Source organism: Mesotoga sp. B105.6.4 (assembly GCF_002896535.1).
In the GTDB taxonomy this organism is placed as follows: domain Bacteria; phylum Thermotogota; class Thermotogae; order Petrotogales; family Kosmotogaceae; genus Mesotoga.
On sequence record NZ_JWIM01000005.1, the window covers coordinates 100,931 to 115,035 of the forward strand.

Annotated in this window: 10 protein-coding genes and 1 tRNA gene; 9 read left to right on the plus strand and 2 right to left on the minus strand. The window is 45.6% G+C overall.

Annotated elements, in window-relative coordinates:
- Positions 1-55: 55 nt before the first annotated feature.
- Genes RJ60_RS01940 through RJ60_RS01960 form a run of 5 tightly spaced genes read left to right on the plus strand, consistent with a single transcriptional unit; the run spans position 56 to position 9,146 of the window.
- On the plus strand, positions 56-1,348 hold the full coding sequence (locus RJ60_RS01940; protein WP_243392402.1) for a hypothetical protein: 1,293 nt from the start codon (positions 56-58) through the stop codon (positions 1,346-1,348).
- Positions 1,349-1,361: 13 nt separating this feature from the next.
- A complete protein-coding gene (locus tag RJ60_RS01945) occupies positions 1,362-5,819 on the plus strand; it encodes a hypothetical protein (protein WP_099830559.1) in 4,458 nt (1,485 codons plus the stop codon).
- Positions 5,820-5,843: 24 nt separating this feature from the next.
- Complete coding sequence (locus RJ60_RS01950; RefSeq protein ID WP_099830560.1) at positions 5,844-7,337, plus strand: ABC transporter substrate-binding protein; 1,494 nt, start codon at positions 5,844-5,846, stop codon at positions 7,335-7,337.
- Between the two features lie 14 nt (positions 7,338-7,351).
- Positions 7,352-8,305, plus strand: coding sequence for an ABC transporter permease (locus RJ60_RS01955; protein WP_099830561.1), 954 nt, complete (start codon positions 7,352-7,354; stop codon positions 8,303-8,305).
- A 10-nt stretch (positions 8,306-8,315) separates the two neighbouring features.
- Positions 8,316-9,146 carry an ABC transporter permease gene (locus tag RJ60_RS01960; RefSeq protein WP_099830562.1) on the plus strand — a complete coding sequence of 277 codons (831 nt, stop codon included), beginning with the start codon at positions 8,316-8,318 and terminating at the stop codon, positions 9,144-9,146.
- Here the strand turns inward: RJ60_RS01960 and RJ60_RS01965 are convergent, their stop codons facing one another.
- Positions 9,147-9,689, minus strand: coding sequence for a glycerol-3-phosphate responsive antiterminator (locus RJ60_RS01965; RefSeq protein ID WP_099830563.1), 543 nt, complete (start codon positions 9,687-9,689; stop codon positions 9,147-9,149).
- A gap of 179 nt (positions 9,690-9,868) precedes the next feature.
- Here RJ60_RS01965 and RJ60_RS01970 point away from each other — a divergent pair, with 179 nt between their 5' ends.
- The 4 genes from RJ60_RS01970 (at position 9,869) to RJ60_RS01985 (ending at position 13,042) form a co-directional block, all read left to right on the plus strand.
- On the plus strand, positions 9,869-11,311 hold the full coding sequence (locus RJ60_RS01970) for an NAD(P)/FAD-dependent oxidoreductase (RefSeq protein ID WP_099830564.1): 1,443 nt from the start codon (positions 9,869-9,871) through the stop codon (positions 11,309-11,311).
- A complete protein-coding gene (locus RJ60_RS01975) occupies positions 11,308-12,546 on the plus strand; it encodes an NAD(P)/FAD-dependent oxidoreductase (protein ID WP_099830565.1) in 1,239 nt (412 codons plus the stop codon). The genes RJ60_RS01970 and RJ60_RS01975 overlap by 4 nt, the downstream gene beginning before the upstream one ends.
- Positions 12,543-12,917 (plus strand): DUF1667 domain-containing protein, encoded by a 375-nt coding sequence (locus RJ60_RS01980; protein WP_099830566.1) that lies wholly within the window; start codon positions 12,543-12,545, stop codon positions 12,915-12,917. Before RJ60_RS01975 ends, RJ60_RS01980 begins: the two co-directional genes overlap by 4 nt.
- 50 nt (positions 12,918-12,967) lie before the next feature.
- Positions 12,968-13,042 (plus strand) — tRNA-Asn (locus RJ60_RS01985).
- 27 nt (positions 13,043-13,069) lie between these two features.
- Here RJ60_RS01985 and RJ60_RS01990 read toward each other — a convergent pair.
- Positions 13,070-14,008, minus strand: a complete 939-nt coding sequence (locus RJ60_RS01990; protein WP_099830567.1) for an asparagine synthetase A — start codon at positions 14,006-14,008, stop codon at positions 13,070-13,072.
- Positions 14,009-14,105: the final 97 nt, after the last annotated feature.

A 14,105-nucleotide genomic window follows, 5' to 3' on the forward strand; every position in this document is an offset into this window, starting at 1 on the left:
GCGAAATATTGAATCTTGAAAGAGGATTTGCGGTATCATGTAAATTAGGAGGTCCATGGTGAAAAAACTATATCTGAGTGATCTTCACATAGGTGACGGAACGTTAAAGGATGACTTCAAGTTCGATTCGGATCTCATCGAGCTGATACTCAGCTCCAAGGACAAAGGTTTCGGCGAGATCGTAATTGTTGGTGATGGTCTTGAGTTGCTGATGTCAGAGTTTATTAGAAGCAGACGGATGTTGCCTTTTGACAGATTGCTGAAAGAGATCGATGTATCGATTGTCGATGCTATTGAGAGCAAACATCAGGAAGTGTTCAGAGCATTCAGAGAGTTCGCCGAGAGTGGAAGAGTGAAATACGTTGTTGGAAACCATGATTCCCTTTTGCTTTTCAGTGAGAGACTCCGTCACAAGTTGAAGGAGTTACTGGGAGACGAAGAGAAGGTTGAAATCCTGCCTTATTATCTTGACAGAGAGTTCAAGACTTTGGCCATTCACGGCAATCAGTACGACATTGTGAACAGATTCTTCAGAGATAGGAAGAACGGCAATCTTATGCAGCCTTTTGGTGACTATATGGCCCGGTTCATGATGGAGAACTTTGACAAATGTCTCATGAGAACCGAGCTTCCCGAGCAGGTGGTAAGGGATTATCAGAATGTGCACCCTACTCTCGATGTATTTCAGTGGCTTGAATACTTAAGGAGAGTGTATGAGGTCGACTCGGACTTACAGGCGGAGTGGTCAAGGCAATTTCTTATTCTTTTGAAGAGCCATGATGCACAACGTTGGATAGATGCTAACTGGCCGGTTTTGAAGGTCGTTGAGGGGTTGTTTGTGAACAGGCACGGCGGTATGAAACTCGGAAGTCTGATGGTGAGAATCGTGATGGCAGTCAGAAAGTTGAAGAAGACTGACAATCTATATAGGCAAGGGAGAAGACTGCTTGGTGCGGAGGGAAAGAAAGGCTTTCAAAAGGCCATGAACAGTGAGTTCTTTCTGATGTATGGTGACAAAGCCCCGCCTATCGTTCCAGGTGAACTGAAAGGTGTTGTGATGGGTCATAATCACCGCCACGTATTGCGGATGATTTCGAGCAACGGAGAAGAGAAATTCTACGCTAATGCCGGGACATGGAAGCCCGTCGTAGAGATGATTGATGATAATCCTAAAAACGGTTTTGCAAGAAGAGTTGAGCTGGGGTACATCACTATAGAGATGATTTCTAACGAGTTTCTTGTTCAGTCGAACCATATCAAGAAACTTAGTGGCCTGCGGTTATCCGAGGATACAATAGAGCGGAATGCCGACAATTCTATTTCGCACGAGATTGGACTAAGAGTCTGAGGAGGGATTCACGTTGCACTATTACAGAGGTTCCACGATAGTGCCGATTATCATTACTTTGCTCCTGGTAATTGTAGCTGCCGTAGTTGCAGCATTTTTCCTCTGGCCCGTTCCAGAACCGAAAATACTTATCTCGAATGTCTCGCCAATTCCGAAAAATGCAGAGAGAATCCAATATGCTGAAAAGGTAGAATTAAGATGGGAAGCTGTATATGAACGTCCAAGGCATGGCCTCTTAGCAGAAGTCTTCGCTGGCAAGGACAGAAATAGTTTGACCAGATTGGCACTTGACCTTCAGGGTGATCTGACCTCCCCTACTGAGGGGATATTTTCCTTCTCTCATGAGTTTGAGGTTGACCCTCATTCTCAGTATTGGTGGAAAGTAAGGGTTTACACAGAAGGCGGAAAATCTGCAGAAAGTGAAATCTGGACGTTCGTACTCATGAATACTTATCCTAGAAGACCAGAGCTAATTCCACCCAGCAGAAACCTGGGAAATGTCCCCCTAAAAGATCTTACACTTAACTGGAGTTCCAATGATCCTGATGGAGATGAGTTAGTATACGACGTGTATTTTGGCAGAGAGCCAAGATTAGATGAGAAGGACCTTCTCATTAGAGGAACGCACGAAACGATGGTTGACGTTTCGTTACTAAAGAGACTTGATTACTCGACGAAGTATTACTGGAAAGTCGTTGCGAAGGACTCGTATGGAGGTGAATCTACTTCTTATACTGAGAGTTTCACAACACAGATGAGGGCAGATCTTCCTGCAGTTACGCCGGAAAACCCAAGAAGCGGAGCTAGCGATTTCGATGCTGGAAGGAGGAGCCTCTCATGGAAGACCTCACTTCCTCTCGAGTACTATCCCGAACCACTTTATTTCGATGTCTATCTTGCGGAAGGTCAGTCGAGGCATTCCCTCATCGGAACCACGAATTCAACGGATATAGTTATTCCTTCTCTTAAAGGACACACAACTTACAGCTGGTATGTTGTAGTGAGGGACGCATCAGGTAAGGAGAAGAAGAGCGAAGAGTGGATCTTCCGGACTTCAAACAGAGCTCCTGTAATTGATATGAAGTATCCCTTTGCGCCTCCCGGGCAGTCCTCAATACCGGTAACTTGGAGCGTAGTGGATCCCGATGGGGATAGTGTTACAACCGAGGTCTTCTTCGGGGCTGAAGATGAAGAACCTGTCAGGATTGCTTCGGGCAGAATGACATCCGTTTTTCTTTCAGCTCTGGACGAGGGGACTAGTTACAGTTTAGTCATAAAAGCCAGTGACAATCATGGTGGCGAGGCAAGCAAAGAGATGCAAATAGTACCGGGAAACCGAGCTCCTAGTGTAGCCGTTGTTAACCCGGTTTCTCGGGAAGGGGTAGAGCCATCGGCTGTCTCTTTCAGGTGGGTCGGCGAGGATCAAGATGGCGACTCGATAAGCTATGAGCTTCATCTGAAGTCGCTAGATGATTCTAGAGTAATTGGACCTATAGATTCTCAAGAACGTGTAGTACGAGATCTTGGAGAAAACGAAGAGTACAGTTGGTATGTTGTTGCGACTGACTCTAGGGGCGCATTTGTCAGAAGCGAAGAAGCGGTCTTCAGAACGGGAGATAAGTCGCTGGCAGTAGTTCTACCGGTATCGCCCAGACCTGGAGAAGAAGAAGTACCCCGTTCGCACACCCGTTTCATTTGGGAAATCGATGGAGAGAGAGAGGGCCTTTCTTACAGGTTTGTTCTTGCAAATGACATCGAGATGAACAACACAGTCATCGAACGCGTCCTCGATAGACCGGATATTGAGCTTACTCAGGATATATTGAGCAACACCAGGTACTTCTGGCGGGTAGATTTGATCAAGGACGGTTCCGAGATTGCAGGAGAAATCTGGTCTTTTGAGACCGAAAACCTCCCACCCGAGGTTCCGCGCCTCATATTCCCAATGGACGGTGCTTCGGAAGTCTCTACAAGGGATCTGACCCTGAGATGGGAAGGTAACGACCCGGACGGGGTAATCGTTTCAACAAAGATCTACTTGCGCGGAACCGAATTCGTTGAGAAAGTGTATTCTGCCTCAGAGAGTTCTTTCACTATCGGTGAGCTTGAACCTGGGCGAAGATATGAGTGGGCCGTGGAGATTATTGATGATGGTGGGAAGAGCTCCAAGAGCAGGTACTCATCGTTTGTTACAGGCAACCAGAAGCCAGTCATTAAGCTTCTTCAACCTTCTCGCATGTTCCTGGAGGGGGCAACGACGCCTCTTGTTGTTGAATGGGAGCTGGACGATCCTGAAGGAGAAGACCTTGAGGTGGGAGTATATGTCGACCTTGCCGAAGAGTCGTTGGGGCGCCCGGTAGCTATCGGAAATAACCTTGAGAGATATGTCATAACCAATCTCATTTCCGGAAGGGATTACTTGTTGACAATCGTGGCAGAGGATCCCGGAGGTGAAAAAGGGATTCTCGAAATACCTATAAAAAGCCGTGTTTCGGGACTAGACTACATTTATCCTTCCGGTGGAGTATTCGAGAACGACAGAGAGTTCTCTTGGTCATATTCACAACAGAGTTCGGGATACGTCTTCCGACTTTATGATTCAGATCATAACCCCATTGTCAGAAGAGTTGTTCAGGACAACAAATACAGACCCGAACTATCTTTTGAGGACGGTAGACAGTACTTCTGGGCTGTATCTGTCTTGAGAGACAACGTCGAGTATGCAGGCGAGCCGGTCAGTTTCATTTCCGGACAGCCGTTTGGAGTGTTGCTTGAAGCGCCGAGGAACGGAGAAAAAGTGTCGGCTTCGGGAGTAACATTGAAATGGGTTTTAGACGGTGATACAGAAATGATAAGGCAGAAGGAAGTCTATTTTGGAGAACTGGGTAGCCTTTCACGTTACACGGTTTCGAGCGACAGTTATCAAACAGGAAGGCTTCTTCCGGGACGAACATATGAATGGTTCGTTCAGTTGACAGACAATAGTGGAGCCACAATAAGAAGCGAGACTTTCCGATTCTCAGTTGAAAACAGACCTCCAGAACTGTCTTTAATCAGTCCCGTCGATGGAAGGGCGATCGGTGAAACCTATGTTGATTTGACATGGTCAGGCTATGATCCTGACGGAGATCAGCTCAGGTATTCGGTGTATTTTGGTTCGGGATCTGATCTTGAGCTTTATAGAGAGTCAATGCAGACAAATCAAATCAGAATATCCGGTCTAATCATGAATCGAATCTATAGATGGTACGTTGTGGCAACGGACGGCGAAAACACAGTTACCTCAGAGACGAGGACCCTTTATGTGGTAACGAGTCAAGTCGATCTGCAGGTAGAAGCTCCAGCTGCAGATTCAGTTGCCGATATCAGACCTGTCTTCTCATGGAAGGTTACGGGAGCGCAGGCGGGAGAGTTCAGAATTTATCTGGGCGAGTATCAAGATCAGATGTCTCTAGTAGCTACGACAGCGGGTAACTCATTTCAGTATCAGGACCGACTGAAGGAAGACAGTACGTATTACTGGAAAGTTGAACTGTGGAGGGACGGGAGTCTGCTTGCATCAACTTCAACAGTTCAGTTCAGAACGCAGTCTTCTGGAGAACCGGAACTTCATGATCAAAGAAGTGTAACAGCGATCTACTTCGGAGAGGCATTGAATATAGTTTCTTTGGATACTTCGGGCCTCGATATCATGGAGGTTCGTTATAACTATGATGGTGAAGTGCCTGTTGTGGTTAAAGGGAATCTTGTCTACGTGATAGAAGGGACGGGAAGACTAACAACCATTGATTATAGTTCGGGTGAGGCACAGGTTATTGGAACGATCGCAACAAATACCTCTCCGGTCAAAATAGTGCTTGAGGGAGGTTACCTTTGGATTCTAGACAATAAGAGCGCTGGAGTCGTTGTCAGAGTCTCCCTTAATAGCAGCGGAATTCCCGAAGGGATGGATGTTGTTTACAGAGATTGGACAACGCCGGTAGATTTGTTCGTTACTGAGGACCTTTCAAGAATCTATTTGGCCGATGCTCTCTCAGGAATAAAGATTCTTCAGAGAGAAGGGACGGGATACGTCGATCGCACTTCAAGCTTCGATCTTTCTCTCGAAGGTTATTCTAGAGCCGTTGCCGAGAAGAACGGCATTGTCTTTTCCGGGGAAGCGGGCATAAACGGTGGACTGAAACTTATAGATACTTTGAGATCGCTGAAGAGCACCGTTGGAAGGTACTACATTGTCTTGAAGATCGAAGTCTCAGACGATATTCTCTACGCTTCAACCGACAAAGGAGTAGCGATTGTTGACATAAGCACTCCGGCATCACCAGTTGTGCTAAGAGATCTGGAGCTTACGCAGGTCGATGAAATCTCAGTCTCGGGGAGGCTTATGATAGTGAAATCGGGAAACAGGATGTTAATATACGACGTAGAAAGACCAAATGATCCTATTTTGTTGGAAAGTAGAAATCAATAGCATCTAAACTTGGGAGGTGTTAGTGTGAGAAAGTATCTGGCATTGCTTCTAATAACTGTATTGTCTGTAGCGCTGTTCGCAGTAAGCGGCGTATTGGTGATGGCTATCGAAACCGAACCTGTAGGATTCGATCCGACTCTTGTGACTGCTTTTGCTTCGCACAGAGTTCTTGAAAACGTCTATGACGGTCTCCTGAAGTACGATGAGAACATGAACCTAATACCTAACCTTGCTGTAGACTTCGAAGTTGTCGATCCTTATACCATCGTGTTCGAGATCAGAGAAGGAGTCAAATTCCACAACGGAGAATCCCTAACTGTTGAAGATGTTTTGTTCACATTTGAAAGGATTAGAGACCCGGAAGTGAAAGCTCCCGCAGCCACTTACTATGGTGAAGTCGAATCTATAAAGGCCATAGAAGGCAACAAAGTCGAGTTCAAGTTAAAGATTCCAATGGCCTCTTCTCTCTTACCTAACTTTGCAGGTGTCAATAGCGCAATACTTTCGAAGAGTTTTGTAGAGTCAGGAGCAAATCTTCAGCTCGTGACGAATGGAACAGGCCCGTTCTTTATGGCCGAATTTGTAGCAGGTAACTACATAACGCTGAGAAAGAACACCGAGTACTTTGTGGAGGGACTTCCTTATCTAAGCGAAATAAAGATGATGATCATGCCTGAGGAGGTAACACGGGTCTCCGCGCTAAGAAACGGAGATGTCGATCTGGCAAAGATTAGCGAGCCGCTTAGTTTGAGACAACTGCCCTCAGATAGATTCAAGATATATAGAACACCTGTTCTAAGCTATTACTTGTTGGGGTTCAACACAACCAGAGGTCCTCTAAGTAAGCCAGAGGTTAGGAATGCTCTGAATTATGCAGTAAACAGAGAGATGATCGTCAAGGCGGTTGCATTCGACGAAGCAACTATAACAGGTCCTCTAAACCCGGAACTTGATTTTTGGGCGCTCCAGCCAAATGAGTTTGAGGAGTACACTTACAACCCAGCAAAGGCGAAACAGCTGCTAACGGAGGCAGGCTATCCAAATGGTTTTGAGTTTGAGATAGTTGCTGCCCAGAGATATAACTTCGACAAGGTTGCCCAAGTTATTCAAGCTCAGCTTGCGGAAGTTGGCGTCACAGCAAAGATAAACATTGTGGAATGGGGTATCTTCATTAGCAAATGGAGAGAAAGCGATTTCGATTCTTTCATTTCCATGAACAGTGGTTCTATTGATCCGGATATTCAGTTCAACAGGACCTTCAGAACCGGTGGATCAACCAATGTATTCCTTTACAGCAATCCCGAGGTCGATGAACTCCTTGACAGAGGAAGAAGCGAGTCGGATATTGTTGCAAGACAGAAGATCTATGGAGAGCTCCAGAAAAAGCTTGTGGAAGACTCACCGATTCTGTTCCTGTATTCGGCAAACACGATATTCGCTTCGAATAACGCTGTTCAAGGGTTCAGATCTCTGGCTAACGAGAGTCTTGTTTTCTTGAGAGAAACTCGCAAAGAGTAATAAGCAGGTAGAGAATGGAGTTCGGATACATTGTCAGGAGGTTGCTTTCGGCAATCCCCACTGTTCTCTTAGTAACATTTTTGGTTTTCATTGCAATCCACATAGTTCCCGGCGATGTGGTGGACATGATGCTAGGAACTCAGAACTATCTTAGTGAAAGCCAAATAGAGCAGCTCTATACTGAATATGGTCTAGATAAGCCTTTAGTCGTTCAGTATGGAATATGGGTGAGAAACCTCCTTTCTTTCAATCTAGGAACTTCACTTAGAACGGGAAGAACCGTAACCGAACTAATAAGAGAGAGATTTCCCGTTACTCTTGAACTGTCATTATTCTCTCTTGGATTCGCTATGTTGTTTGGTATTCCAATGGGAATCATATCTGCAATCAAAAGAAATGGTTTCATTGACAATTTCGTAAGGATAATCGGCCTCATCGGTCTTTCGTCCCCATCCTTTTGGGTGGGGGCGATCTTCATAGTTCTCTTCTCAGGTACCTTTCACGGCTTCAATCTCTTTGGCTATGTAAGACCGGGAGTAGATCTAATTTCCAATCTTCAAGTGATGTTTCTTCCTTCGCTCACATTGGGTTTGATGGTTGCTGCCCAGATCTTAAGGATTACGAGAACCTCGATGCTGGACGTGCTGAATCAGGATTATGTTAGGACGGCAAGAGCAAAGGGGGTAAGTGTGCGAAATGTTATTTTTAAGCATTCACTGAGAAACGCTCTGGTTCCTGTGGTAACGCTTTCCGGCATTCAGCTTGGATATCTTCTTGGCGGGACAATCGTTATTGAGAATATGTTTGCGCTTCCGGGAATGGGAAGACTTCTTCTCAATGTAGTGAATGAAAGAGACTACCCAGTTGTTCAGGGAATTGTTCTTTTTATAGGTATTCTGATAGTTATGTTGAACATAGCGGTAGACATAATATACACACTCATCGATCCTCGTGTTGAACTTCGGTAGGTGAGAGAGATTGCTTAATGTATTCAGAAGACTTATCAATAATCCAATTTACATAGTGAGTATGGCGATTATCATAGTTATAATCATGGTGACTCTGCTTCCTGGTTTGTTTGCTCCGTACGATCCGTATAAGATGAATATGGATTCTTTCATGAGCAAACCCACCTGGAGTCATCTGTTTGGTGGAGACCAGTTTGGAAGAGACGTGTTCTCAAGATCAATATATGGAGTTCAGAAGAGTGTGATCATTGCGTCCAGCGCAATAGCACTATCTGCTATTATAGGGACCTTGTTGGGACTCCTTTCCGGCTACATAGGCGGCTGGACTGATCTGATAATCATGAGGATCATGGACAGTTTTTTTGCCTTCCCTTCGTTAATACTGGCTCTCTTCATTATTGCACTATTTGGTTCAAGCATGGCCAATCTGATATTCGCAATAGGGTTGGTCTACGTCCCGATTTTTGCAAGGACTGTTAGGGGAGCCACTTTGTCTCTGAAGGACAGTCTGTATGTAAAGGCATCAAAGGCGTTGGGAAAGAAGGGTATTTCAATAATGTTGACCGACATCCTTCCAAACATCTCCTCTATACTCATAGTCACTTTCACAACAAACGTATCAACTGCCCTTCTTACAGAAGCATCTCTTGGGTTTCTTGGTCTTGGTTTACCTCCACCAGAACCTACTTTGGGAGGTATGGTAGGTCAAGGCACATCTTATCTACTTAGCGCACCATGGATCGTCCTCTTTCCCGGTCTTATGATCGCCATAATCGTACTGAGCCTGAATATTCTCGGAGATGGTCTTAGGGATGCGCTTGATCCAAGAATCAGCAGATAATTACCATCTGTAGGACCATAGGGTCGTGGAACTTGTGGAAACGGCATCCACGTGTTTTTTGAGAGTCTCAATCTCTTCAGCGGTATCTATGAGTCCAGCGGCGACAATCGTTATGTCGGGTGCGTGTGCTCTGATCTTTGGGGCGATTTTCGCCGCAACAATTCCAGGGAGTATCTCAATATTTCTTATACCATTAGATACGATTTGCTGTATTCCTTTGTCAACGGCCCTCGAGTCAAGAACGAAGAACCTCAACAAGCTCTGATTCAAACCAACGTTAACGGCTTGCTTAAAAATCCTTAGTTTAGCCGTGATTATCCCATCTACCCCGCTCTTCTTAAGGTAGATAACGCTGTCTTCATCTCCAGAAAGTCCAGACACGAAATCGATATCAACAAATACCCTTTTGCCAGCAGATTTGAACTGGTCTATTCTCTCTTGAACTTCAAACAAACCTCCATTGAGAAAAAAAACCGTCTCCGGTATAACGGCTTCCGGCCTCTCTTTTCTATCCCATAAAGCTGCAATGATTCCCTTAAGCATAGTAAACCTCCCTTAATCGATGATACACCATGTTCTGTAGATCGCTTATGTGCTCTTTGCTTTTCAGGTATCCGTAATCTGAAAAAACATTTGTGATATAATTCGAGTAAACGTGGTAGAGTTTATGAGAAAACCACGCCATAAGTTGATGGCGTGGTTTTCTTATTGGAGGTGCCGGAATGCAGGCGGTGGTTATTGGTGGTGGAGTTGTCGGTTCGCTAATTGCCCGAGAACTCACAAGATACAAAATTGAAGTCGTTCTGGTTGAGAAGTCCGAGGATATAGGTCAAGGCGTTACCAAGGCGAATTCGGCGATTTTGCATGGTGGTTACGATGATCCGCCAGATACTCTAAGAGCGAAACTTTGTGCCGCCGGGAATTCGATGTTTACCAGGCTTTCTGAAGAGCTAAAGTTTCCTGTTAAGAGGACAGGGTCACTTGTGGTCGCCAGAGGCAGAGACGAACTGCCAAGACTTGAGGAGCTCCTTGAAAACGGCATCAGAAATGGTGTGGAAGGACTCAGAATTGTTGAGAAGAGTGAACTGAAGAGTCTAGAACCATACATTTCTGATGAGTTCAACTTTGCACTTCTTTGCAGCAGTGCCGGTATTACCGAGCCATGGATGGTAGCTATCTCTTCATCGATAAACGTCTCTGAAAACGGAGGCAAAATAATCACAAGCGATGAGGTAGTGGGCGGTACTATGAGAAATGGGAGGATTGAGAAGGTTCTTCTAAGATCGGGAAGAAAGCTAAGGGCTGATTTAGTGATAAACGCTGCGGGGGTATTCTTCGAGAGAGTTGCATCAAGCTTCGGAGTTGATGTGCCTTCCGTTAAATTGAGAAAGGGAGAGTACATTCTTTTGGATAAGAAAGCAAGTTCGCTTGTAAAAAGGATTATCTTTCCACTCCCAACTGCCGAAGGGAAAGGAAGACTCGTTGTTCCAACGGTTGATGGAGGTGTTCTACTTGGTCCCACTTCTGTCGAGTTGCCGGGATTTACTCCTGAAGATGTAAGTACTACTTATGAGGGGCTGGTCTCTGTTAGAAATTCCGGGGAGTATCTGATTCCCGGAATAGACAATCCAGGCTGGTATGTCAAGTCCTTTGCCGGACTAAGACCGGAGACAGATCAGAAGGATTTCTACATAAGAAAGGCAGAAGAACTAGAGAACTTCATCACGGTTGGAGCCATCAGGTCTCCCGGATTAACTGCAGCACCGGCGATTGCAGAATATGTTGTGACTAGAATAGTCCCCGAAACAGGAATTCGCCTGGTCGAAAGAGATGATTTCGTTTCTAGCATCAAAGAGAGAGAGAGAATAAAAGAGCTTTCGTTTGAGCGAGCATCACAACTCATTGACAAGGATCCCGCCTATGGAAGGATTGTATGCCAGTGCAACGAGGTATCTGAGACAGAGGTGATTCAGGCAATAAGAGATGGAGCGAGGACTGTGGATGGAATTAAGTTTAGAACAAGAGCTGGTTTTGGTAGATGTCAAGGCGGATTTTGCAGTTCAAGTATTGCCAGAATTCTGGCCAGAGAGCTGAAAAAAGACCTGTCGGAGATTAGACAGAACAATGAAAGAAGCTGGATAGTAAGCGAGAAGGTGAGACAATGAAGAGACTCATCACAGACGTACTTGTAATTGGCGGGGGAGCCGCAGGAATGGCCGGTGCCTTCAGCGCAGCGAAACAGGGTGTCAAAGTAACCCTGCTCGAAAGAGAGGCAGTAGTTGGCGGCGTCTTGAATCAGTGCATTCACAATGGTTTTGGACTTCAGTTTTATCATGAAGAACTTACTGGTCCGGAGTTTGCAGCTCGACTACAGAGTGAGATGAGTCAGGAAAGGGTAGATGTGATAGGTGAATCATATGTTCGGGAAATTGATGTCCGGAGGAAGGAAGCTTTGGTGTTGTCACCACAAGGTGCCTTCAAAATAGAGTCAAGGGCTCTCGTGATTTCGACCGGTGCAAGAGAGAGACCATTTGGGTCATTGCTGATACAAGGAGATAGACCTTCTGGGGTTCTGCCAGCTGGACTGGCACAGAGATTTGTCAATCTGGAGAACTATCTGCCGTCAAGACGTGCAGTTGTACTTGGTTCGGGGGATATTGGGTTGATAATGGCCAGAAGACTAACCCTTGAGGGTGTCGAGGTTGTGGCAGTAGTTGAGCGAATGCCGTATCCAGGTGGGCTTACGCGAAACATTGTTCAGTGTCTAGAGGACTATGGTATCCCGCTTCTTCTGTCGACAACGGTTACTGGCATTTATGGCAACGGAAGGCTTGAGGAAGTTGAGATCTCAAGAGTCGATGAGAAATTCACGCCTGTTCCTGGCACCTCGAAGAAATTGAAGACAGACACGCTGATTCTATCGGCAGGATTGTTGCCACAGGTTGAGGATTTCGATAATGATTTGATGATAGATCCTGTTAATCGAGGTTTCATCGTTTCCAATACCGGTGAAAGTAGCATAGAAGGTGTCTTCGCTGCAGGAAACAATGTGGCTGTGTTTGACCTGGTTGATTATGTGGCAGCTGAGGGTTGGATAGCTGGCCGACATGCTGCTCTTTTCTCACTTGGCGAGAACACGTCAGGTGACCGAGTTCCGGTCATAAGAGGAGAAAACGTGGGAGTACTGGTTCCAAGCATTGTCGATATGGAAGAACACTTGAGATTGTACATAAGACTGAGGAAGCCCATGGATGAGGGAAGAGTAGTACTAAAGGAGTTGAACTACGAAAAGGGTTTTTCTTACGGAGTTCCAAGTGAGATGATCCAAGTGGTCATAAACAAGGATAAGCTGGCTCCTCTCCTGGATGCAGGACAACTGACTGTAGAGGTGTTAACATGAAACGACATATTACCTGTGTGATCTGCCCCGTAGGTTGCAAGATATCTGTAAGAAAGAAGGATGAGAAATACGAAGTAACTGGTAACAAATGCCCAAGAGGTCAGGAATACGCACTCAATGAACTCGTAATGCCGAAACGAATACTTACGACCAGCGTGAGAGTTTTGAACGGAGAACTCCCTCTTGCTTCAGCGAAGACCACAGGCCCAATTGACAGAGCCCTAATACTCGAAAAGATGAGCTTAATCAGAAGAATAGCCGTTGAGGCGCCGGTGAAGATAGGGGACGTTTTGATAGATGACATCGACGGTGAGGGAACTTCACTTGTCGCTACTCGACCAGTCGGAAGAATCGAAACCTCCAATCAGTAGCTTTGGCTACTTGAAATAACTTTAGATTCGAGTTACAATAATCAATGTGTTCCAGCGTGGCTCAATGGCAGAGCATCCGGCTGTTAACCGGACGGTTGGGGGTTCGAGTCCCTCCGCTGGAGCCAGAACTCCCCCGTAAGGGGGAGTTTTCGTTATATCCAGCTCTGCCCTGGAACTTTCGGGAATAGCCTGGTTTTCAGGACGTTGTCAAGAGAGCATACATATCTGGCAAGTCTTTCGACTCCAATTCCACAACCCGCTGTTGGAATGAGTTCTCTCATTTCTGCTATCTCCATGTACCAGGCAAGTTCTTCGGGGTCAGTACCTTTGAATTCCATTCTGTTAATAATCCTTGGGTGTTCCCACTCTCTCTCTCCACCAGACAAGGTCTCTCCGAATCCTTTTGGAAGAATCAAGTCCATGTCTTTGAGTGTCTTTCCATCATCAGACAGGAGGTCGTAGAACTCCCTCTCCCAAATTGGGAAGTCTATCAACCAGAAGGGTTCAGTGAAGCTGGAGGACAGAACGGTTTCGAAGTCTTTTCCATACTGTTCGTAAGCATCCATGAACTTCACTTTTGCGAATGGTCGGGAGGGTACTAAAGGGTCTGAAGACAGATACTCCAGTTCCCTTCTACAGCTCTCTTTAATTGTTGTAATTACGCTGGCCAGCAGATCTTCAACAAGTAACATCACGTCATCTCTGGACGCGTTCTTGATTTCCAGATCGATCTGACTGAATTCGAAAAGATGTTTTCCCGACAGCGCCTTCTCAGAAGTCTCTAGTCTCACGTTAGGAGATACTATGAAAATCCTGTCAAATGACTTGCATGCCAACTGCTTGTGGAAAATCATAGACTGCGTTAGACGATACTCCTGATCGTAATAATGAAACTTCGCGTTATGAACTTCATGGTTCAGTGGATCGGTTATCGGAGATACAACGGTGGGAAGAAGTTCCACAAAGCCTTTTCCCCGAAGGAAGTTGTTTGCTTCTCCCAGCAGTGCGGACTTAACTCTAACTGCCGATTTTACTAGTGGGTCGCTCAGGTGTTCCAGTATCCTTGTGCTTAGTCTCCCTGTGCTTTCCATTCTCTCACCCCTTATAAAAAAAGAAGGCCGATGGTTATCCATCGGCCTTTTAATCTTCTAAAAGCTACAAAAGCAAAGATTAACTGACCGATCCCGG